General features: G+C 73.0%; 20 protein-coding genes. 14 read left to right on the plus strand and 6 right to left on the minus strand.

The genetic code is table 11. The features are described from left to right. The first annotated feature begins 193 nt into the window (after positions 1 to 193). The 4 genes from ACRAKH_RS07350 (at position 194) to ACRAKH_RS07365 (ending at position 4,232) form a co-directional block, all read left to right on the plus strand. A complete protein-coding gene (locus tag ACRAKH_RS07350; RefSeq protein ID WP_380722183.1) occupies positions 194 to 1,345 on the plus strand; it encodes a nitric oxide synthase oxygenase in 1,152 nt (383 codons plus the stop codon). A gap of 111 nt (positions 1,346 to 1,456) precedes the next feature. Continuing rightward, positions 1,457 to 2,548: an NAD(P) transhydrogenase subunit alpha gene (locus tag ACRAKH_RS07355; protein WP_447009956.1), complete on the plus strand. Its 1,092-nt coding sequence runs from the start codon at positions 1,457 to 1,459 to the stop codon at positions 2,546 to 2,548. Further along, positions 2,545 to 2,868 carry an NAD(P) transhydrogenase subunit alpha gene (locus ACRAKH_RS07360; protein ID WP_447009701.1) on the plus strand — a complete coding sequence of 108 codons (324 nt, stop codon included), beginning with the start codon at positions 2,545 to 2,547 and terminating at the stop codon, positions 2,866 to 2,868. The genes ACRAKH_RS07355 and ACRAKH_RS07360 overlap by 4 nt, the downstream gene beginning before the upstream one ends. Further along, complete coding sequence (locus tag ACRAKH_RS07365; RefSeq protein ID WP_380722179.1) at positions 2,865 to 4,232, plus strand: NAD(P)(+) transhydrogenase (Re/Si-specific) subunit beta; 1,368 nt, start codon at positions 2,865 to 2,867, stop codon at positions 4,230 to 4,232. The genes ACRAKH_RS07360 and ACRAKH_RS07365 overlap by 4 nt, the downstream gene beginning before the upstream one ends. A gap of 101 nt (positions 4,233 to 4,333) precedes the next feature. Here the strand turns inward: ACRAKH_RS07365 and ACRAKH_RS07370 are convergent, their stop codons facing one another. Continuing rightward, positions 4,334 to 6,406, minus strand: coding sequence for a diguanylate cyclase domain-containing protein (locus ACRAKH_RS07370; RefSeq protein ID WP_380722177.1), 2,073 nt, complete (start codon positions 6,404 to 6,406; stop codon positions 4,334 to 4,336). A 33-nt stretch (positions 6,407 to 6,439) separates the two neighbouring features. Beyond that, positions 6,440 to 7,246 carry an SAM-dependent methyltransferase gene (locus tag ACRAKH_RS07375; protein ID WP_380722175.1) on the minus strand — a complete coding sequence of 269 codons (807 nt, stop codon included), beginning with the start codon at positions 7,244 to 7,246 and terminating at the stop codon, positions 6,440 to 6,442. Between the two features lie 416 nt (positions 7,247 to 7,662). Between ACRAKH_RS07375 and ACRAKH_RS07380 the strand changes: the two genes are divergently transcribed. From ACRAKH_RS07380 to crcB, 3 genes are read left to right on the plus strand one after another with little or no spacing between them, the layout of a single operon-like run. After that, positions 7,663 to 8,100, plus strand: coding sequence for a MarR family winged helix-turn-helix transcriptional regulator (locus ACRAKH_RS07380; RefSeq protein ID WP_380722173.1), 438 nt, complete (start codon positions 7,663 to 7,665; stop codon positions 8,098 to 8,100). Beyond that, entirely contained in the window at positions 8,090 to 8,512 is a 423-nt protein-coding gene (locus ACRAKH_RS07385) for a fluoride efflux transporter FluC (protein ID WP_380722171.1), read from the plus strand. The genes ACRAKH_RS07380 and ACRAKH_RS07385 overlap by 11 nt, the downstream gene beginning before the upstream one ends. Next, positions 8,509 to 8,853: a fluoride efflux transporter CrcB gene (gene crcB, locus ACRAKH_RS07390; protein WP_380722169.1), complete on the plus strand. Its 345-nt coding sequence runs from the start codon at positions 8,509 to 8,511 to the stop codon at positions 8,851 to 8,853. Before ACRAKH_RS07385 ends, crcB begins: the two co-directional genes overlap by 4 nt. On the opposite strand, the gene ACRAKH_RS07395 is transcribed toward crcB, so the two are convergent. Continuing rightward, a complete protein-coding gene (locus ACRAKH_RS07395) occupies positions 8,843 to 11,095 on the minus strand; it encodes a HelD family protein (protein ID WP_380722167.1) in 2,253 nt (750 codons plus the stop codon). The genes crcB and ACRAKH_RS07395 overlap by 11 nt on opposite strands. A gap of 325 nt (positions 11,096 to 11,420) precedes the next feature. Then, positions 11,421 to 12,278, minus strand: coding sequence for an SGNH/GDSL hydrolase family protein (locus tag ACRAKH_RS07400; protein WP_380722165.1), 858 nt, complete (start codon positions 12,276 to 12,278; stop codon positions 11,421 to 11,423). Between the two features lie 168 nt (positions 12,279 to 12,446). Between ACRAKH_RS07400 and ACRAKH_RS07405 the strand changes: the two genes are divergently transcribed. The 4 genes from ACRAKH_RS07405 to ACRAKH_RS07420 all read left to right on the plus strand — a co-directional run bounded on the left by ACRAKH_RS07405 (position 12,447) and on the right by ACRAKH_RS07420 (position 15,905). Further along, the gene (locus tag ACRAKH_RS07405; protein WP_380722163.1) at positions 12,447 to 13,211 is read left to right on the plus strand and encodes a hypothetical protein; all 765 of its coding nucleotides are present in this window, start codon (positions 12,447 to 12,449) and stop codon (positions 13,209 to 13,211) included. A 183-nt stretch (positions 13,212 to 13,394) separates the two neighbouring features. Then, positions 13,395 to 14,000, plus strand: coding sequence for a TetR/AcrR family transcriptional regulator (locus tag ACRAKH_RS07410; protein WP_380722161.1), 606 nt, complete (start codon positions 13,395 to 13,397; stop codon positions 13,998 to 14,000). Between the two features lie 56 nt (positions 14,001 to 14,056). Then, positions 14,057 to 15,439: a dihydrolipoyl dehydrogenase family protein gene (locus ACRAKH_RS07415; protein ID WP_380722159.1), complete on the plus strand. Its 1,383-nt coding sequence runs from the start codon at positions 14,057 to 14,059 to the stop codon at positions 15,437 to 15,439. Between the two features lie 94 nt (positions 15,440 to 15,533). Beyond that, entirely contained in the window at positions 15,534 to 15,905 is a 372-nt protein-coding gene (locus tag ACRAKH_RS07420; RefSeq protein ID WP_380722157.1) for a hypothetical protein, read from the plus strand. A gap of 97 nt (positions 15,906 to 16,002) precedes the next feature. Here the strand turns inward: ACRAKH_RS07420 and ACRAKH_RS07425 are convergent, their stop codons facing one another. Next, positions 16,003 to 17,250: a hypothetical protein gene (locus tag ACRAKH_RS07425; RefSeq protein WP_380722155.1), complete on the minus strand. Its 1,248-nt coding sequence runs from the start codon at positions 17,248 to 17,250 to the stop codon at positions 16,003 to 16,005. 153 nt (positions 17,251 to 17,403) lie between these two features. Here ACRAKH_RS07425 and ACRAKH_RS07430 point away from each other — a divergent pair, with 153 nt between their 5' ends. The 3 genes from ACRAKH_RS07430 (at position 17,404) to ACRAKH_RS07440 (ending at position 20,340) form a co-directional block, all read left to right on the plus strand. Beyond that, positions 17,404 to 18,846 (plus strand): S8 family peptidase, encoded by a 1,443-nt coding sequence (locus tag ACRAKH_RS07430; protein WP_380722153.1) that lies wholly within the window; start codon positions 17,404 to 17,406, stop codon positions 18,844 to 18,846. A gap of 271 nt (positions 18,847 to 19,117) precedes the next feature. After that, positions 19,118 to 19,621, plus strand: a complete 504-nt coding sequence (locus tag ACRAKH_RS07435) for a DUF3145 domain-containing protein (RefSeq protein ID WP_380722151.1) — start codon at positions 19,118 to 19,120, stop codon at positions 19,619 to 19,621. Positions 19,622 to 19,767: 146 nt separating this feature from the next. Further along, positions 19,768 to 20,340 (plus strand): hypothetical protein, encoded by a 573-nt coding sequence (locus ACRAKH_RS07440; RefSeq protein WP_380722149.1) that lies wholly within the window; start codon positions 19,768 to 19,770, stop codon positions 20,338 to 20,340. Between the two features lie 65 nt (positions 20,341 to 20,405). On the opposite strand, the gene ACRAKH_RS07445 is transcribed toward ACRAKH_RS07440, so the two are convergent. Then, entirely contained in the window at positions 20,406 to 21,833 is a 1,428-nt protein-coding gene (locus tag ACRAKH_RS07445; protein WP_380722147.1) for an acyl-CoA carboxylase subunit beta, read from the minus strand. Between the last annotated feature and the right edge of the window lie 12 nt (positions 21,834 to 21,845).

Here is a 21,845-nt window from a genome sequence, read left to right on the forward strand (position 1 = left end):
CTGTGACGTAAATCACATGTCACTGCCGCGATTCGACCAGGTAACGATCGAATATCACTCGTTCCCGCAGGGTGGGTCACCCTTTCGCGCGATTAAGCACGCACCGTGCGAAGTCAACTCCGGGCCGTTGCGCCCCTCGGGTGCCCGGCACGGCGGTGCAACAACCCCGAAAGGGCAACTACGGTGTGCCGCCATGGCCCCCGTCCCCCCGAGTCCGGCTGAAGCCATCCCCCTGCACGAGACCACCGTCGACCTCGCCGAGGCCGAGGACTTCATCCGGCTGCACCACTCCGAGAACCCCGAGCTCGGTCCCGTCGCCCACCGCCTCGCCGAGGTGCACGCCGAGGTGGCCGCCACCGGGACGTACCGCCACACCCCCGACGAGCTGACGTTCGGCGCGCGGGTCGCGTGGCGCAACAGCGCCCGGTGCATCGGCCGCCTCTACTGGCGCAGCCTGAAGGTCCGAGACCTGCGCGACCTCCGCGATCCCAAGGAGATCGCGGACGAGTGCGTCGAGCACCTCAAGCTCGCCGGCAACGGCGGCAAGGTCCGCCCCGTGATCACCGTGTTCGCCCCCGACGAGCCCGGCCGGCCCGCGCCGCGGATCGTCAACGAGCAGCTGGTCCGCTACGCGGGCTACCCCGGCTCGGACGGCGGTGTGCTGGGCGACCGGCGCAACGTCGAGCTGACCGCGAAGGCCATCGGGATGGGCTGGAGACCGCCCGCCCGAAGAGGCCCGTTCGACGTGCTGCCGCTGATCGTGGAACGCGAGGACGCCGAGCCGAGCCTGGTCGAGCTGCCGCCGGACGCGGTCCTCGAAGTGCCGATCCGGCACCCCGAGCTGCCCTGGCTCGCCGACCTCGGCCTCCGCTGGCACGCCGTGCCGGCGATCAGCAACATGCGGCTGCGGATCGGCGGGATCGACTACCCGGCCGCGCCGTTCAACGGCTGGTACATGGGCACCGAGATCGGCGCCCGCAACTTCGCCGACGTCGACCGGTACGACCTGCTGCCGTACCTGGGCCGGCGGATGGGGCTCGACACGTCGTCGGTGCAGACGCTCTGGAAGGACCGCGTGCTGGTCGAGCTGAACCGCGCGGTGCTGCACTCGTTCGCCGAGGCGGGCGTGACGATCACCGACCACCACACCGAGTCCGACCGCTTCCTGACCCACATCAGGAAGGAGGAGGCCGCGGGGCGCAAGTGCCCGGCCGACTGGACGTGGATCGTGCCGCCGATGTCGAGCGGCATCACGAGCGTCTTCCACCGGTACTACGACAAGGACGAGCTGCTGCCGAACTTCTTCCCCGGCGACACCAAGGGCGTCTGCCCCGTCATCCACTGATCGCCGTGGTGCCGCGTGTCGTGACGCCCAACAAGACGTATGTACGGTTAACGTTAACGTGTCGGTGTGGCGTAGATCACCTTGGGGCGGCTAGGGTGACTCTCCGTGAGAGTGGGCATACCCGTCGAGGCGCGGCCCGCTGAGCGCCGCGTAGCCGGTCTACCGGAAACGGTGACCACGCTGATCGGTGCCGGACTCGCGGTGGACGTGCAAGCCGGAGCGGGCAGACACGCCCACGCCTCGGATGCCGCCTACCGCGCCGCCGGCGCGAACACCATCCCGGACCACCCGGCCGGGCAGTCCGACGTGGTCGTCTCCGTCCAACCTCCGACCGTCGAGCAGGCGACCGCCCTGCGCGAGGGCGACATCACGATCAGCTTCCTGCAGCCCAACGCCGAACGCGAGCTGGTCGACGTGCTGGTGGCGAACAAGGTCACCGCCTTCAGCCTCGACCTGCTACCCAGGGTGACCAGGGCGCAGTCGGTCGACGCCCTGTCCTCCCAGGCGCTGGTGGCGGGCTACCGGGCCGTCGTCGAGGCGGTCAACCGGCTGCCCAAGTTCCTGCCCATGTTCACCACCGCGGCGGGCACCATCCCGCCCGCCAAGGTGCTCGTCCTCGGCGCGGGCGTGGCCGGGCTCCAGGCCATCGCCACGGCCCGCCGCCTCGGCGCGGTGGTCGAGGCGTACGACGTCCGCGCCGCCGCCCGGGACGAGGTCAGGAGCCTCGGCGCGCGGTTCCTGGAACTGGACCTCGAGACGCAGCAGGGCGTCTACGCCGAGGCGCAGTCGGAGACGTTCCTGGAACGGCAGCGGGAGCTGATCGCGGAGCGGGTCGCCGCCTCGGACGTCGTCATCTCCACCGCCGCCATCCCCGGCCGCAAGGCGCCGGTGCTGGTCACCACCGACATGCTCAAGGCGATGGCGCCGGGCTCGGTGGTGGTCGACCTGGCCGCCGAGTCCGGCGGCAACGTCACCGCCAGCAGCCCCGGCGAGGAGACGTGGGTCGGCGAGGTGCTGGTCTACGGCGCCAGGAACATGCCGAGCAGCATGCCGGTGCACGCCAGCAGGCTCTACGCGCGCAACGTCGCCAACCTCCTGATGATGATGACCAAGGACGGCCGGGTCGAGCCGGACCTCACCGACGAGGTGCTGGCGGGCTGCTGCCTCACGCACGCGGGCGAGCTGAGGAGGGAGCTGCCGTGATCGACCTGTTGACGATCTTCGTGCTGGCGGTGTTCGTCGGCTTCGAGGTCGTGTCGAAGGTGTCCACGATCCTGCACACGCCGCTGATGTCGGGCGCGAACGCGATCCACGGCGTCATCCTGGTCGGCGCCATCCTCATCACCGGCCGCGCCGAGCACGCGCTGGAGATCTCGCTCGGCCTGGCCGCGGTCTTCCTGGCCACGGTCAACGTCGTGGGCGGGTTCGTGGTGACCGACCGGATGCTGGAGATGTTCAAGGGCCACAAACCGGCGAAGGCGGTCAAGAGCGAGGCCAACGGGCACGAGGAGACGGGCCGATGAGCCCCACCTGGGTCCAGCTCGCGTACCTGGTCGCCGCGCTGTGCTTCGTCCTGGCGCTCAAGGGGTTGAGCACGCCGAGGTACGCCCGCGCGGGCAACCTGGTCGGCGCGGGCGGCATGGCGCTGGCCGTCGTCACGGCGTACGCGCACGGCGCGACGCACAACGGGCTGCTGATCCTGCTCGCCGTCGCGGCGGGCGTGGCCGTGGGCATCCCGGCGGCGCGGTCGGTGAAGATGACCGCCATCCCGCAGATGGTGGCCCTCTTCAACGGCGTGGGCGGCGCGGCGGCGGCACTGGTGGCGCTGACGGAGTTCCTGGAGGTCGCGGACGGCTCGGTGCTGTTCCAGGTGGCCACCGTGCTCACCGTGCTGATCGGCTCGGTCAGCTTCTCCGGCAGCGTGGTGACGTTCCTGAAGCTCCAGGAGGTCATGACCACCCGTCCGGTGCTGCTGCCCGCGGGCCAGGCGGTCAGCCTCGGCGTGGCCGCCCTGAGCGCGGTGCTGGCGCTGGCCGTCGTGCTCACCGGCAACGGGCTGCTGCTCGTGCTGCTGGCGCTGGCCGGCCTCGCGCTCGGCGTGCTGTTCGTGCTGCCGGTGGGCGGCGCGGACGTGCCGATCGCGATCTCGCTGCTCAACGCGTTCACCGGTCTCGCCGTCGCCGCGTCCGGGTACGTCCTGGCCAACACCCTGCTGATCGTCGCCGGCACGCTCGTCGGCGCGTCCGGCACGATCCTGACCCGGCTGATGGCGCAGGCGATGGGCCGTCCGCTGACCAACATCCTGTTCGGCGCCTTCAAGGCCACCGCGGCGGCCGCGCAGACCGACGAGCAGCGGACCGTGCGGTCCGGCACGGTGGAGGACGTCGCGATCCTGCTCGGCTACGCCCACTCGGTGCTCGTGGTCCCCGGCTACGGCCTGGCCGTGGCGCAGGGACAGCACGCCGCGCGGGAACTGGCGCAGGCGTTGGAGCAGCGCGGCGTCACCGTGCACTACGGCATCCACCCGGTGGCGGGCCGGATGCCGGGCCACATGAACGTCCTGCTCGCCGAGGCGGACGTGCCGTACGAGCACCTGAAGGAGCTGGACGACGTCAACCCCGGCATCGGCAGCGTCGACGTGGTGCTGGTGGTCGGCGCGAACGACGTGGTGAACCCCGGCGCGCGGGACGAGCCGAGCAGCCCGATCTACGGCATGCCGATCTTCGACGTGGACCGGGCGAAGGCCGTGGTGTTCATGAAGCGCTCGATGCGGCCGGGGTTCGCGGGCGTGGACAACAGCCTGCTCTACAACCCGAAGACGACCATGCTGTTCGGCGACGCGAAGGAGTCGCTGACCAAGCTGCTGGCCGCGCTGAAGCAGGTCTAGCGACGCGTCGGGCCCGGTGGTGTGCCGGGCCCGACGCGTCGCCTGGCGTAGCGGTGCCGTCGGGTGGAACGGTGCCGTCGGGTGGAACGGTGCGGTCGCGGTCAGCGTCCGGACAGCTCGTAGCCGGGCACGGCGGGGCCGAGGTGGTCGCCGAACGCGGCGTCGACCTCGACCCCGGCCCACCATGCCGCGCGGTCCGCCGTCGAGATGTCCGGCGCGACCACCGAGATCCCGGACTCCCGGATCAGCGCCACCATCCGCGTCACCGCGTCGGGCAGGAAGCCCTCCGGCCGGTCGGCCAGCCGGCGCACCACCGACGGGTCGAGGACGAGCAGGTCCACCGGCAGCTCGCCGAGCAGCGCCAACTCCGCCTGCCCGCCGTTGAACCGGGTCAGCCCGATGGCGATCCCGTTGTCCCGCAACACCTGCGCGTTGTCCCCGCCCGCGCCTTCGAGCATGGACCGGGTGTCGAGGAGGATGCGGATCCGGGACGCGGGCAGGCCGGTCTCGTCGAGCGTCCGCTTCACCGTGCGGACCAAGTCCTCGTCGCTGGACTGCATCGGCGACAGCTCGACGTGCACCAGGCCGAACCCGTCGGACGCCGGCGGCGTCGCCGGGGCGGGCTCGCCCGGCACCCGGCCCGTCACGTCGCCCGCCACCTCGCGCAGCGCCCACTGGCCCAGGGACAGCGACAACCCGGTCGCCTCGGCCAGGTCGAGGCAGTCGTCGTGCCCGAGGTCGTCCCACCGCAGCCGGACCACGTGCCCGAGCACGTCACCGCGCCCGCCACCCTCGGACAGGGTGACCACGGGCTGGTACTCGACCTCCACCTCGCCGCCGGCCACGGCGCCGGGCATCCGCGCGGCTCGCGACTGCCGCTCCCGGAACGCGTGGTCGGCGTGCCGGTCGTAGGGCAGCCACTGCCGCCGGCCCGCCGCCTTCGCCCGGTGCAGGGTCGCGTCGGCCGCGCGCATGAGCTCGGCGACGTCCCACCCGGCGGCGGGCCGGTCGACCACGCCGATGCTCGCGGACAGCGCCACGCCGTGGTCCATCGGCCGCTCCAGCGCCGCGTTGATCCGCTCCACCACCGCGGGCACGGTCGGCGTGGTGGGGGAGTTGTCGACCACGACGGCGAACTCGTCACCGCCCACCCGCGCGACCAGCGCGTGCTCGTCGACGAACACCGCCTCCAGCCGCCGGCCGACCTCCCTGAGCACCTGGTCGCCGACGCCGTGCCCCAGACCGTTGTTCACCACGGAGAACGCGTCGAGGTCGAGGTAGTACAGGGTGATCCCGCCCCGCGAGGTGCCGTACAGGGTCTCCACCCGGGCCAGGAAGCGGTGCCGGTTGGACAGGCCGGTGAGCGCGTCGTGCAGGAGCTGGAAGTCGAGGTTCTTCTGCAGCAGGTGCAGTTCGCTGACGTCCTCCACCATCGTCACGTGGTACGCGGGCTCGCCGTCGGCGTCGCGCAGCAACGACACCGCCAGGTGCGCCCACACCGGCTCGCCGTCCTCGCGCAGCAGCCGCCGCTGCTCGCGGAACCGCTCCAGCCGACCCTCGCCGACGGCCCGGTACGCGGTGACGAGCGCGCCCACGTCGGCCGGGTCGAACAGTTCGGACAGCCGAAGGCCCGTCAGGTCGGCGCGGTCGCGGCCGATCATCTCGGCCAGCGCCTTGTTCGCCTCGACGCACCGGCCGTCGAGGTCGGTGATGGCGATGCCGATCGCGGCCGAGTCGAACACCTCGCGGAACCGGGCCTCGCTGACCTTGAGCACCCGCTCGGCCCGCAGCTTCGCCGCCAGCAACGCGCGCTTGACCTCTTCCTGCTGGTCGAACGCGTCCTCGCGCATGGCGGTGGCGAAGCTCGTGGCCAGGGCGCCCAGGATCGCGACGACCTTCTCCGCGAGCCGCGGCACGTCCTGCAGCTCGGGGCTGAACAGCAGGGCGTGCCCGAGCACGTCGACGGTGCGGCGCAACGTCTCCGGGCCGGTGAAGTGCGCCGCGACCATCCGGTCGCCGACGGTGGAGACCGGGTCGACGGTGAACGGCTCGGCCTGCAGCGCGTCGGCGATGACGTCCACGAGGTCGAGCAGGAACCGCTCGATCTCGGCGGGGGACATCGGCACGTACGCGGTCGGGTAGACCGCCCGCGTCCACTCGCGTGCCAGGTCCAACCGCCGGCTCCTAGGCGGCGGCGACATGTGCCCTCACCTCTTGCGGCCCACCCCGGCGAAGATCCCGGCCTTGTCGGCGTCCTCGTCGACGGCGCCGTCCTCCGGGCGCCACAGCGGGAGCGGGACCACTCCGGGCTCGACCAGGTCGAAGCCCTCGAACAGGCCGGTGATCTCGGCGTGGGTGCGCGGGAACATCGGGTTCGCGCTGTTCTTCATCACGGCGACGATCCCGGCCATCTCCTCGGGCTGGAGGTCGGAGGTGAACTGGGACAGCGCCAGGTAGCTGCCCGGCGCGGCGGCGTCGCGGTACGCGGCGACCACCCCCGCGGGGTCGCGCTCCGGCGGCACGAAGTGGAAGACCCCGACGGTCAGCACGCCGAGCGGTTCGCTGAAGTCGATCAGCCCGGTGGCGTGGACGCCGGCGAGCACCGCGTCCGGGTCGGTCATGTCCTCTTGGAGGATGGTCGACTGGTCGTCGTCGGCCAGGATCATCTGGCTGTGCGCGACGGCCACGTCCTCGTAGTCCACGTAGACCACGCGCGACTCGGGCGCGGCCTTCTGCGCGATCTCGTGCACGTTGCCGACGGTGGGGATGCCGGACCCCAGGTCTAAGAACTGCCGCACGCCGGCGTCCACGAGGTGCAGCACGGCGCGGCGCAGGAACGCCCGGTTGAGGCGGGCGATGGTGCGGGCGTTGGGCTGGGCCCGCAGGAACTTCTCGGCCAGCACCCGGTCGGCCGCGAAGTTGTGGCCACCGCCGAGCAGGTAGTCGTAGAGCCGGGCGGCGCTGGGCAGCCCGGTGTCGACGTCGTTCGGTACCCAGCTCAGTTGTTCCGCCACCGCACATCCTCACCCAGTGTGTGTACCCGCCCGAGCGTCCCGCCCCGGCGGGGCGAGATTACTGAGACGGTCAGTGCCGTGGGCAGGGGCCTGGACCGCTTGCCCCCGATCGGCGTACCAAGGGTGAGCATCGTGGTGACGGTGAGTACGCCGAATGCCGACTCCACGGCACGCTCGCCGGCGGGAAAACGCCGTGCTGCCACGGAGAACGTCGGCGCCGGAGGCGCGTGACGTTGACACGACGGCCACCCGGTCCAGTGTCACCTCCCCAGGGGGGTCCCGAGAACGCTCAGGCCACTGTGGACGGTGCCGCGCCGTCCTGTCATTCGGGCGAGGCGCCGCGGACCCGTCCCGCGATGCGGGCGCTGCGGAACCGAACCACCGTCGGAGGTGGTGCGAGCCAGTACCCTTCGCGCATGTCAGACGAGGCACGCTCGCTCACCGACGTGGTCACGAGGCTGCGCCGGGCACTGCGCACGAGCATCCGGTCGGAATGGCCGTGGGACTCCCTGCCGATGGCGCAGGTCGAGTTGCTGCAGACGCTCGCCGAGCGCCCGCCCATGCGCGTCGGCGACCTCGCCGCCGAGCTGCGCCTGGCCCCCAACACCGTCAGCGGCCTCGTCGGCCAGCTGATCGAGAGCGGGCTCGTCGAGCGCGGCGGCGACCCGACCGACCGCCGCGTCGCCCGGCTCTCGGTGACGCCGCAGGGGCACGAGCAGCTGGCCGTCTGGCAGGCCGCGCACGAGAAGCGCATCGGCTCCGCGCTGGACAAGCTCGACCCGGGCGAGCGCGCCGACGTGGTGCGCGCCCTCACCGCGCTGGACCACCTGGTGGACCACCTGCGTGCGCACTGATCCCCCGCCGCCCGACCCCGTCGACCCGGACGTCTCGCTCGACGTCCCGGCGCAGCGGCGGGAACTCGGACCCGCGGTCCTCGGCGCGATCGCCCTCGGCGGCGGGCTCGGCGGCCTGGCGCGGCACGGGCTGTCCACCGCCGTCGCCGGCCCGTGGGGCGTGCTGCTGGTCAACGTGCTGGGCTGCGCGTTGATCGGCGTGCTCATGGTGCTGGCGCCCCGCCTGCACCGGCTCGCCCGGCCGTTCCTCGGCGTCGGCGTGCTCGGCGGGTTCACCACGTTCTCGGCGTACGCGCTCGACGTCGTGCGCCTGGGCGGGGCCACGGCCGTCCTCTACCTCTTCGCGACCTTGCTGCCGGCGCTCGGCGCGACCTTCCTGGCCATGACGGTGACCAGGAAGGTAGCCGGGTGACCGCGCTCCTCGTGTTCGTCGGAGCGGCCGTGGGCGCGCCGCTGCGGTACCTGGCCGACCGCTTCGTCCAGTCCCGCCACCCGTCCCGGTTCCCGTTCGGCACGCTCGCCGTCAACGTCGTCGGCTCGTTCGCGCTCGGCTGCGTCGCCGGCGCGTCGCCGGCCCTGGTGGCGCTGATCGGCACGGGCCTGTGCGGCGGCCTGACGACCTACAGCACGTTCAGCTACGAGACCGTCCGCCTCGCCGAGGAGGGCCACGGGTGGCAAGCGTTTGCCAACGTCGCTGCCAGCCTCGTCGCCGGGGTGGGCGCGGCCGCCCTCGGCTACGCCCTCACGCGGTAGGGGTCAGCCTCCGCAGCACGTCCGGCAGCTCGCCCGTGTGCACGACGCCGAGCCGTTGCGTGGCCCGCGTCAGCGCCACGTAGAGGTCGCTCGCGCCGCGCGGCGACTCGGCGAGGATGCCCGCCGGCTCCACCACCAGCACCGAGTCGAACTCCAGCCCCTTCGCGTCGGTCACCCCCAGCACGACGACCTGCGCGTCGAGGTCGTCCGACGCGCCCGGCACGGTCGCGCGCAGCGCCGCCACCGACGCGGACGGCACGATCACCGCCAGCTTGCCGTCCCCGATCGCGGCGAGCTCCTTGTCCACCACCGGCGGCAGCGCCTCGACCGGCGACGACACCCGCAGGCTCCACGGCTCGACACCGCTGTCCCGCACGGACGTCGGCGGCGCCAGGTCCGGGTCGACGGAGGCCAGCACGTCCGCCGCCACCGCCATGATCTCCGACGGCGTCCGGTAGTTCACGGTCAGCTCGGTGAGCTTCCAGCGGTCCATCACGTACGGCGACAGGACCTCGCTCCACGACGACGCGCCGGCGATGTCGCCGGTCTGCGCGATGTCGCCGACCACGGTCATCGACTTCGACGGGCAGCGCCGCATCAGCGTCCGCCACGCCATCGGCGACAGCTCCTGCGCCTCGTCCACGATGATGTGGCCGAACGTCCACGTCCGGTCCGCCGCCGCCCGCTCGGCCGCCGTCTCGTAGCGCTCCGCGCCGTGCCGCTCGGCCAGCTTGTAGGCGTCGACCAAGTCGGTGGCCATCAGGATGTCCGGGTCGGCGTCGTCCTCCAGGTCGAGGATGTCGAGCACGCCCTGGGCGTAGTCGATCGCCTGCCGGCGCTGCCGCTCGGCCCGCGCCTTGGCCTCGGTGTCGTCCTCGCCGAGCAGCTCCGCGGCCTCGTCCAGCAGCGGCACGTCGGCGGGCGTCCACTCCGAGCCGCGCGGGCGCGCCAGCAGCGCGCGTTCCTCGGGCGACATCTTCGGCGTGGCCTTGGCGATGAGCTTCGGCGACGCGTAGAGGTCCTCGAGGAGCTGCTGCGGCGACAGCGTCGGCCACAGCCCGTCGATCGCGGCCCGCACGGCGGGGTCCTCGCGCAGCTCGCGGCGGATGTCGTCGATGTCGGCCTGGTCCAGCAGGTGCCGGCCCAGCCGGGCGACGGCCTGCGACGCCAGCGTCGAGACGATCTCCCGCTGGAACGTCCGGCGCGCCTCGTTGTGCGGACGCCTGGTGCGCCGCGCGCGGCCGCGGGCGTCGGTGATCGCCCGCCGGTCCAGCCGCAGCACGTCCTGCTCGAACGGGACCTCGACCAGGCTCGGCGCCTCCTGTCGGTCCCGAATCGCGTGCGCGACGACGTCGGCCATCGCGATGCGGCCCTTGAGGGCGGCCACCTCGGCGGGCTCGCGGCCGACCGCGGTCAGCCCGGGGAACAGCTCGCCGACGGTGGACAGCAGCACGCCGGTCTCGCCCAGCGACGGCAGCACCTGCCCGATGTACCGCAGGAACGTCGCGTTCGGACCGACCACCAGGACGCCGCGCTTCGCGAGCTGGCGGCGGTGCGTGTAGAGGAGGTACGCGGCGCGGTGCAGCGCCACGGCCGTCTTGCCCGTGCCCGGACCGCCCTGCACGACGACGACGCCGTTCAGCTCGGTGCGGATGATCCTGTCCTGCTCGGCCTGGATGGTCGCGACGATGTCGCCCATCTGGCCGGTGCGGCTCGCGTTGACCGCGGCGAGCAGGGTCGCCTCGCCGGTCAGGCCCTCCGACGGGCGGTTCGGGTCGACCGAGTTGATGTCCAGCAGCTCGTCGTCGAAGCCGACGACCTTGCGCTGCTTGGTCCGCAGGTGCCTGCGCCGGCGCACGCCGTCCGGCGCGGCGGCGGTGGCCAGGTAGAACGGGCGGGCGGCGGGCGCGCGCCAGTCCATCAGCAGCGGCTCGTACTCCTTGTCCTCGTCGAACAAGCCGATCCGGCCGATGTAGAACCGCTCGTCGGTGTGGAAGTCGAGCCTGCCGAAGCACAACCCGTTCTCCACCGCGCTGTACTGCGCCAACTGGTCGGAGTACATCGCCACGGAGGTGTCCCGCTCGGACCGCATCTGGTGCGTTCCGCCGGTTTGCCGCAGCGCGCCGGCCAGGCGCTTCGAACTCTGTTCGCGGAGGTCGTCCAGCCTGCCGTACAGCATCGACACGTATTCCTGCTCCGACTCGGTTTCCGCGAGCCGGAGGTCATCGGAGGGGCTTGACAACGTGCCTCATTTCTGGATAGCGTGGTTTATCAGCCTGTGTCGCATTGCGGCTGACAGTTCCCTGCGCCCGTCATGCGCAGAACGTCTAATCTACTACACGTTCTTGCCGCCGGTGCGTGAACAACTCCGCGCCCTCCGCCCGGTCCCGTGACGTGGGAAACCGGTCCCGTGCCGTGCTCCGCGGCCACCCCGTGCGCAGTGCCCGCGCGTGCTCCGGGACCGCCCCTCCGGCTACCCCGTGCCGACCCGCCTCGAACCGCCCGTGACGTGCCGGAGCCGCCGCCGAGCGGGTGCTCGACGGCGGCTCCCCGTGCCGCTGCTCGCGCTACAACCGGCCGGCGACGAAACGGCCGATGCCCTCCATGCCCAGCGCGTTCGGGTGCAGCGGCGCGGCCGGCGAGGTGGGGACGAAGCCCTCGAACCACTTCACGCCCGGCGGCGCGCAGACGTCACGCCCGACGCTCGGCGGCTCGATGTCCACGAACCGCGCGCCGTGCCGGGCCGACTCGGCGGCGAGCACGCGGTTGAGCCGGTGGATGCTCGCCTGGAGGTAGTCGGCGTCGCGCGCCCAGATCGGCTCCTGCGGGTAGCAGCCGCCGGGCCGCACGTAGGTGCCGTAGCCGACCACGACGATCCGAGCCTGCGGCGCGCGCGCCGAGATCGCGTCGAGGGCCGCGGCGAACTCGGGCGCGTAGGCGTCGATCAGCTCGGCCAGCCGGTCCCGGCCGCCGGAGGTGAGGCGGTCCCGGCACGACGAGCCGAGGGGTTCGGGCATGAGGTTGAGGCAGGTCACGGCGACGTCGACGAGCTCGACGTCGTTGCCGCCGATGGTGAGCGTGACGAGTTCGGTCGACGGGCGGAGGGCGTCCAGCTGCGGCGGCTGGGGGCCGGCGAGCGTCGGCTGGGAGCCGGTCAGGTCGTCGGTGACGGCGCCGGAGCACGTCACGTCCGTGAGCCGCGCGCCGAGGGTCCGGGCCAGCACCGACGGCCAGTTGTTGGTCGAGCGCAGGCAGCCGGGGGCCGACTGGTCCTGCTCCGGGATCAGGGGCCCGGCGGCGGCCGAGTCGCCGAGCGCGACGTACTCGGTGACGGGCTGGGCCGTCACGGGTTCGGCCGCGGCTGCGGCCGCCGTGGTCCAGGTGATCGACAACGCCGCCAGCAACGCCGGTAGCAGCCTGCGCACGTTCGGCTCCTCTGTGTGAGCGGGTGGTTCGGGTCACATCATGTGGCCTGGGTCGGCGCCTCGGCCCGGGGAGTCGGCGCAGATCACCCAGGCGGGTCGCGGGCAGGCCGCGCACTGCGCGTCTCCGAAGGGCTGGAACGGGGCGGCCCGGCCTCGGCGGGACGCGCGGTGAGCACCGGATCACCCGATGAGCGGCAGTGGCCGGGCACCTGGGTGAAGCGGCTCGACGGCGGCCGATCTCCCGGCACGCTGGAGCGGGTGAGGGAGAAGCGCCAGGAGCTGGCCCGGCTGTGCCGCGTCGCGGTGGACCGGTCGCGGTGGCAGCTCGGGATCGCCGCGGTCGTGTCGGCGTGGTCCCTGGCCTGGGTGGTCGGCCAGGCGTTCGGCGGGCCGAGCCCGCTGGACGTGCTGCCGGTGCGGTGGGCCGGCCTGCCGACGGGGTGGCTCGACGCGGTCGGCCGCTGGTGCGACGGGCGCACCGGGTTCCTCGCCGTGTCGGGCGGGCTGCTGTGGGCCATGACGACCGCGCGCCGGCAGGGGTCGGCGCTGCTCGGCTGGCTCGCGGTGATGGCGGCGGCCGAGGACGTCGGCTACGTCGCGGTCCGGTGGGCGCTGGTGGCCCTCGCCGTGTTCCTCGCCGTGATGGGGCTGGTGTCGCTCACCGGCCGGCGGGCGTTCGTGGTCGACCGGATCGCGGTGATCCCGAAGGACGTCGCGCGGGCCGGCGCGACGGCGGTGGCGCTGTCGGCGGTCGTGCCGCTCGTCGCGCCCGGCCTGGCGCTCACCCGACTGGTCGGCCCCTACGTCACTCGGCCACCCCGCCGCCGGGCCGGCGCGCCGATCGTCCGCGCCGCTTCCGCCGAACGGCCCCGGCCCGCCGGCACACCCGGTGAACTGCCCGAACCGGTTCCGGCGCAGCGCGGTTACCGGTGACGCCGTTCGATTTCCGATGACGGTCGGGCCGGGCCGATTTGTTTTGGCGCACGACAATCACACCGCGGAAGTCGAGTGAACCTCACATCACATTCCGGATTCGCCTGTTTGGGCTTACCGGTCCGTATCCATCAAGATGTGCGCGTGCCAGAAAATCCCGCCGAAAACCGCTTAGCCAAGGTGATGCGCCGTCAGCCCGTTCAGCAGCGCGGTGCCGCCACGGTCACCGCGATTGTCGATGCCTGCGCGACCCTGCTCAACGACTACGACTACGACGACATCACCACAGCCCGGATCGTGGAGCTGGCAGGCGTGCCAATCGGCTCGTTCTACCAATACTTCCCGGACAAGCGTTCCGTCGTCCACGCGTTGGCGTTGCGGGGCATGGAGGAGTACCTGGCCCGCGTCGAAACCCTGTTCACCGAGGGGAGGCTCGCGCCCGACTGGCGGGAGGCCGTGCAGCAGGTCGTCGGGATCTACCTCCGGATGCTCGTGGAACTGCCCGGGTTCGGCCGGGTGCGGTTCAGCGACCTGCTCGACGGGCACCGGCTCGACTCGTCCGTCGACCAGTACGAGCTCATGGCCGAACGGCTGCGGGACCTGTTCCTCGGCCGTTTCGCGGTGCGCGGCGACGCGCCCGTCACGTTGACGTTCCGGATGGCGGCCCAGACCGCCGACGCGATGTTCAAGCTGGCCGAACGGGTCGCGCCCGACGAACGCCCGGTGGTCCTCCGCACCGCCGACGGCGTGATCCTCAAGATGCTCTCCGGGGTGTTCGACCCCGCGTGACGCCGTCGCTCCCCGCGTGACTTGCCGCACCGGTCGGGGTGGTGTGGGGTGGACCGGTGAGCGACGACGACTTCGACGTGATCGTGATCGGCGGCGGCCCGGTGGGCGAGAACGCCGCCGCCCGGACCGCCGCCGGCGGCCTCAGGACCGCGCTGGTGGAAGCCGAACGCGTCGGCGGCGAGTGCTCGTACTGGGCGTGCATGCCGAGCAAGGCGTTGCTGCGCCCCGGTCACGCGCTCGCCGCCGCGCGCCGGGTGCCGGGCGTGCCGGTCGGTGACCGGCTGGACCCGGCGGCGGTGCTGAAGCGGCGGGACGCCTTCACGTCGGACTGGGACGACTCCGGCCAGGTCGAGTGGGCCGAGGGCGCGGGCCTCACCGTGGTCCGCGGTCGCGGCAGGCTCGCGGGCGAGCGCCGGGTCGGCGTCGACGGCCGCGTGCTCACCGCGACCCGCGCGGTCGTCGTGTGCACGGGCAGCGTGCCGCGGGTTCCCGAACTCCCCGGCCTGGCCGACGTGCCGTACTGGACGTCGCGCGAGGCCACGTCGGCGCACGAGCCGCCGACGTCGCTGGTGGTCCTCGGCGGTGGCGTGGTCGGCGTCGAGATGGCGCAGGCGTGGGCCCGGCTCGGCTCGTCGGTCACGCTGGTCGTGTCCGGCGAGCGGCCGCTGCCGAAGTTCGAGGCGTTCGCGGGCGACCTGGTCGCCGAAGGGCTGCGCGAGGACGGCGTCCGGGTCGTCACGGGCGTCAAGGCCACCGGTGTGTCCACATCGGACGGCGAGGTCTCGTTGCGGCTGTCCGACGGCACGGCGGTGTCCGGCGCGCACCTCCTCGTCGCGACCGGCAGGCAGCCGGCGACCGCCGACCTCGGCGTGGAGCCGTACGGGTTCGAGCCCGGCAAGGCGCTGGAGGTCGACGACACCGGCCGGGTGTCCGGAGTGGACTGGCTGTACGCGGCGGGCGACGTCACGGGCCGCGCGCTGCTCACGCACCAGGGCAAGTACGCGGCGCGGGCGGTCGGCACGGCGATCGTCACCGGCGCCCGCGACCCCGAGCCGTGGACGGCCGCCGTCGCCACGGCGGACCACACCGCCGTGCCGCAGGTCGTCTTCACCGACCCCGAGGTCGCCTCGGTCGGCTGGACCGAGGCGCAGGCGCGCGAGGCGGGGCTGGAGATCCGGGTGGTCGACCTCGACATCGCGGTCGCCGGGTCGTCCCTGCACGCCGACGGCTACCGGGGCAAGGCGCGGATGGTCGTGGACGAGCGCAGGCGCACCCTCGTCGGCGTCACGTTCGCCGGCCCCGACGTCGCCGAGCTGGTCCACGCGGCCACGATCGCGATCGTCGGCGAGGTCACCGTGGACCGGTTGTGGCACGCGGTGCCGGCGTACCCGACGATCAGCGAGGTCTGGTTGCGGCTGCTGGAGGCGTACGGCCTCTGACGGCGCCGGTGACGTCCCGCGCCGGTGGCCGAAGGGGTCACCCGGTGGGCCGAATGGCTGACGAATCACGAAATCTGCGGCCTACACTCCGTGGGTGACCAGGGGAGCGGTGGCTGTCGCGATCGGCGCGGTCCTCTGGTGCGCCTTCGTCATCGTGACGACGTTCCTGCCGGGCTGGCCGTCGTGGTCCCCGACCGTCGTGTACCTGCCGGGGTTCCTGGTCCTGCCGGTCGTCCTGCACACGTTGTTCCGCGCGCGTTCGCACGCGTTGCTGTGCCTGGCGCACGTGCCGAGGTCCGTGCTGTTCCCCGGTTTCGCGATCGCGGTCGCCGGATGGCTGTGCTCGTTCGGGTTCATCGCGGGCAGGCCGGGCACCGAGACGGTGTGCGCGGTCGCCGGGCTGGTGATCGTGCTGCACGTCGCGTTCGGCCTGATCGGCGTCGGCATGGTGCGCGTCGGCCGCTGACGCTCCCGGCTACCGCGCTGACGCTCCCGGCCGCTGACGTTCCGGCTACCGCCCTGACTGCCTGGTCACCGCCGCGCGTCGGCCGTCGACACCCCGGTCACTGCTGCGCGGCCGGCAGCCGCATCGCCTGGTCGGCGATCGTCGCCAGCTTCGGGTCGGCCGCGTCGGGTTCGCCCTCCGCCCACACCACCTGGGTGATGCGCAGCTGCGCGCCCTTCACCGTCACCCGGATCAGCGAGCGGTCGAACGTCGTCGGACCGCCGGTCCACCCCTTGCCGTCCTGGACCAGCGGCGTGACGCCGCCCGCGCCCGCCGTCGACGCGACCGCGTGCAGCTCGGACGCCCTGGTGGCATCGGGCAGGTTCAGCTCCGCGATCGCGACGGCGACCTTGCGGCCGTCCTCCGCGGTCTCGTACTGCGCCCGCCGCAACTGCATGCACACGTGCCCGGACAGCCACGCCTGCACGTCGCCGAACGCGCGCGAGGCGCAGTCGTCGGTCCGGTCCGCGCCGCGCGGGGTGAAGTTGCGGCCGTCCACGACCACGGTCGTCGGTTGCGGGGTCGGCGCGGCGGACGACGCGCTGTCCGCCGTGTCACCCGCCGACAGGGACGCGATCAGGGCCACGACCAGCAGCACGCCGACCACGGCCGCCCCGACGTACGGCAGCACCCTCCGCTTCGGCGGCGCGACGGTGACCTTCGGCAGCAGCATGGTGCTCGCCGACGCGAGGTCGGCCGCCGCGTCCGAGAACCCCTCGGCGATCAGGTGGCGCCGCTCGGGCGGCACGCCGGTCGGCGCGAGCACGGCGACGAGCTTGGCGGCGTGCTCGGCCGAGCACGGCCGGTCGCTGGTGGCCAGTTCGCGGGCGGCGGCGAGCAGCGTCGTCGGCTTCGGGTGCAGGACGCGCACGCCCCGGTTCAGGTCGACGGTCGGCTGCACGACCTGCCCGACGTACGGGCCGACGGCGACGACGGTCGTCACGGGCAGCGGCTCGCCGCGCATGTCCTGGATGCGGCGGGCGACGGCCGTGCTGGCCTCCAGCGCCTCCGCGGCGGGGCTCATCGCGCCGTCCTGGCGGGTCAGCGGCCAGCCGTCGATCTTCCACTGACCGTTGAGCGGGGCCTCCAGCCGCATGGCGGGGTCCGGCAGGTCCACGCCGACGACGACGAGCACGCCGCGGGGGAGCACCACCACGGCGTCCAGGTCGCGCGGGCAGTCCGGCGGGCGCACGCCCAGCAGCGCGACGCCGCCCAGCACGGCGTCGCCGACACCCCAAGTGCTCAGCGCCGCCCGCACGTCGGCTCCCACCGCGGACGGCTCGGTCCCGAGTCGGATCAGCCGCACAAGATCACACCGTTCCACACGGTTCGACACGGTAGCGCCGTTCGCGGCGAGCTGGCTGAGCGCATCGCAGGAGATGACATTCCGTGACACCCATCACCTGAACGGGTGTGTCTCGTTAGTGGAATTGCCCAACCCTGCATTGGAGGTCAGCCAGTGACGCGCAAAGCCGCCCTGCTCGCGGCGGGAACGTTGGCACTGTCCGCAGCGGTCGCACCTTCCGCCTCGGCCGGTCTGCTCGCCCCCGTCTCCACGTTGCTCGCCAGCCAGCTCTCCGGAGGCCAGTCCGGCGTCGTGCTCGTGCACGGCGCCGACGTCGCCGCCGCCGAACGCGCCGTGCGCGTCGCCGGCCTGTCCCGCATCACCAGCTTCGACCGCGTCGGCGTGGTCGCCGCCCGCGGCACCGCGGCGCAGATCACCACCGCCCGCGCCGCCGCCGGCGTCACCTACGTCGAGGCCAACCGGCCGATCGAGTTCACCGGCTCCACCTCGCACACCGCCACCCGCGGGCTCGACGCGCGCCGAACCCTGACCGGCGCCAACGGCCAGGCCCTCGACGGCAGCGGCGTCACCGTCGCGGTGATCGACTCCGGCGTCGACCCGACCCACCCGGCGTTCCGGCAGGCCGACGGCACCACCAAGATCGTCCGCAACCTCAAGAGCGTCTGCCTCGACGAGGCGAGCACCGGCACCGGGTGCATCCTCGACGTGCCGACGAACGTCGACACCGACCTGCTCGCGGTCGGCGGCCACGGCACCCACGTCACCGGGATCGCGGTCGGCGGCGACACCACCCTCACCGACGGCACGGTCGTGCGCGGCGCGGCCCCCGGCGCGAAGGCCGTGGTGATCTCGACCGGCGCGGTGCTGTTCATCATCGGCGCCGACGCCGCGCTGAACTGGGTGCTGGAGAACCACCGCGCGCCGTGCGGCGCGAACGTCCCGGCGTCGGTGTGCCCGCCGATCAAGGCGATCAACAACTCCTACGGCCCGTCCGGCGGCGGTGCGTTCGACCCGAACTCCGCCACCGTCAAGCTCCAGCGCGCGCTGGCCGCCGAAGGCGTCGTGACGGTGTGGGCGAACGGCAACGACGGCGGCGACGGCAGCGCGAACCTGTCCAACCCGCCCGGCCAGGACCCGACGCCCGGCGTGCTCTCCGTGGCGTCCTACCACGACCTGGGCACCGGCACCCGGGACGGCGCGGTGTCGGACTACTCGTCGCGCGGCCTGGCGACGGACTCCGCGACGTGGCCGGACATCTCCGCGCCCGGCGAGGACATCACCGCGGCGTGCCGCCCGTACCTGGTGATCTGCGCGACCGGCCTCAAGCCGCAGAACGGCCCCGGCGTGCTCGACCTCGGCACGTTCAACACGATCAGCGGCACGTCGATGGCCGCGCCGCACATCACCGGCATCGTGGCCCAGCTGTTCCAGGCCAACCCCGGCGCGACGCCCGCCCAGGTCGAGGCGGCGTTGAAGTCCACGGCCCACAAGTACGGCTCCGGCTACCAGGCCGTCGGCCCGTACACCACCAGCCACGACAAGGGGACGGGCCTGGTCGACGTCGTCGCCGCGGCCCGCGCGCTGGGCGCGAGCTGACCGCCCGGTGATCACCGGGCGCCGGTGATCACGTGATCGTGTCCGGCTGATCCCGGAAAGTGACCTCGCGGCCCGCACCCCCGGGCCGCGAGGTCGGCGGATCAGGGTCGAAAGTCCTGTATCCGACCCGCCCGGGTGAGGAGCGGGCTGGTTCTTATGGCGGACTGCTGCCACAGCGGGCAGAATGACCAAGTCGGGAATTCACAAGATCGTCCGCGTCATCGAGAGGTCGTAGGGGAAGACGTCCCTCGTCGAGTAGCGGAGGTCAGCTGTGAGCACCCGTGGCAGCAGCAGTGGCGTGGTCTACGTCCACTCGTCGCCGTCTGCGGTCTGTCCGCACGTCGAGTGGGCGATCTCGGGCACCCTCGGTGAGCGAGCGGACCTCAAGTGGGCGGCGCAACCCGCGGCGCCCGGTCAGTTGCGCGCCGAATGCAACTGGACCGGCGACGCCGGCACCGGCGCCAGACTCGTGTCCGCGCTCAGGGCGTGGCCGATGCTCAGGTTCGAGGTGACGGAGGACCCGAGCCCGGGCGTGGACGGCGCGCGGTACTGCTTCGCGCCCGTGCTGGGCCTGTGGCACGCCCGCACCAGCGCGAACGGCGACATCGTCGTGCCCGAGGACCAGCTCCGGTCCCTGGCCGCGCGCAGCCGCGGCGGCGAGTCGTTCGCGCACGGCGTGGACGAGATCCTGGGCGCGGCCTGGGACGACGCCCTCGAACCGTTCCGCCGCGCCGGCGACGGCGCGCCCGTCACCTGGCTGCACCGCGTGGGGTGATCGGGCCGGCCTCGCCGGCGGGTGAGCGCGCCCCGACGTGATCACCCGCGGTGTCGTTCCCGGCCGTTCGCGGCACGTTTGACGGGTGGCCATTGGGCCTTCCGGGTGGTTGGCCGCCCGGACGTGCGCTGTGGCACTCTCGTGGCGTGTCCGCCCGCGTGTTGCTGCCCGTCGTGCTCGTGGTCGCCGCCGCCACGGCCGGTGTCGGCGTGCTCGCGCGGGAGGCCTACCACCGGCCCGCGGGCGCGCCGAACGAGCAGATCGCGCTGCCCAGCTCGTCCAGCCCCGTCCCGCCCGGCGACCAACCCGGCAGCGGCGACGTGCAGCTCAGCATCGACGCGTCGCAGCACCCGGACGGCGCGCGGGTGCGCGAGGTGCTGCAGCAGTTCTTCGACGCGATCAACAGCCACGACTACGAGCAGTGGACCAAGACCGTCACCGCGCACCGGGTGAGCCAGACGCCGAAGTTCCGCTGGCTGTCGGACTACGAGAGCTCCCGCGACGGCACGATCCTGGTGCACCGCGTCGAGACGGTCACCCAGGGCAGGCTGCGGGTGCTCATGACGTTCACCAGCACGCAGGACGTCGCCAAGGCGCCGGCCGAGCTCCAGGCCGACTGCATCCACTGGCGCGTGGTGTACCCGGTGCAGGAGGAGCGCGGCGCCCTCCGCGTCGACCTGGGCGCCGAGGGCTCGGCCTCCCAGTTCACCCCCTGCTGACCGGCCCCGGACACGGCGGTGGGGTCGCCCCCCGACGAAGCGACCCCACCGAACGCCGTCCCGCCCTACAGCGGGATGTTGCCGTGCGCGCCGCGGCCGGCCGGCGCGGCCGCCAGGGCCTGGGCCAGCTTCCGCCGCGTCCGCGTCGGCTCGACGACCTCGTCCACGACGCCGATCGCGATCGCCCGCTCCACGCCGCCGGCGATCCGCTCGTGCTCCTCGACCAGCTTGGCGTGCAACGCCTCCCGCTCGTCGTCCGGCACGGCCGCGAGCTTCTTGCGGTGCAGGATGCCGACCGCCGCCTTGGCGCCCATCACGGCCACCTCGGCGATCGGCCACGCGAACACCGCCGTCGCGCCCAGCGACCGCGAGTTCATCGCGATGTACGCGCCGCCGTACGACTTGCGCGTCACCAACGTCACCCGCGGCACCACGGCCTCGCCGAACGCGTGCAGCAGCTTCGCGCCGCGCCGCACCACGCCATCCCACTCCTGGCCGACGCCCGGCAGGTAGCCGGGCACGTCCACCAGGACCAGCAGCGGCACGCCGAACGCGTCGCACATCCGCACGAACCGGGCCGCCTTCTCCGCCGACAGCGAGTCCAGGCACCCGCCCTTGCGGATCGGGTTGTTCGCGATCACGCCGACCGTGCGGCCACCGAGCCGGCCGAGGCCGACCACGACGTTCGGCGCCCACTTCGCCTGCAGCTCCTCGAACGAGTCGTCGTCGAGGATCGCCCGCACCAGCGGCTTCACGTCGTAGGCCCGCTGCGGCTGCTCCGGCAGCAACGCCCGCAGGTCGTCGCCGTCCGGCACCGAGTGGAGGTCGAACACGCCGGGCTGCGCGAACAGCCCGGTGATCCGCCGCGCCCGCTGGTAGGCGTCCGGCTCGTCGTCCGCGATCACGTGCACCACGCCGGACTTGCGCCCGTGCGCCTCCGCGCCGCCGAGGCCGTCCATGTCGATCTGCTCGCCGGTCACCGACCGGACCACGTCCGGCCCGGTCACGAAGACCTTGCCGGCCGGGGCCATGATCACCACGTCGGTCAGGGCGGGGCCGTAGGCGCCACCGCCCGCGGCCGGGCCGACCACCACGGAGATCTGCGGCACCCGACCGGACGCGCGGATCATCGCCGCGAACATCTGGCCCATGCCGTCCAGGGACTCCACGCCCTCCGGCAGCCGCGCGCCGCCGGAGTGCCAGACGCCGATCACCGGGGTGCGCTCGCGCACCGCGGTGTCGATCGCCTCGACGATGTGCCTGCACCCCTCGGAACCCAGCGCGCCGCCCATCCGCGTGGCGTCGCTGCAGTAGGCCACGACCTTGGCGCCGTTGATCCGGCCCCGCACGGCGAACATGCCGCTGCCGTCACGGGGTCGCAGGGGAGCGATCGAGCCGGGGTCCAGCAGTTGCGCGAGCCGGACCTCCGGGTCGCGCGGATCGGTCTCGCCATCCGCCTCCGGGTTCGCCGGGCGGGACGCAAGGGCAGTCATCGCGAAGCTCCT

It is taken from the genome of Saccharothrix hoggarensis, assembly GCF_052936025.1.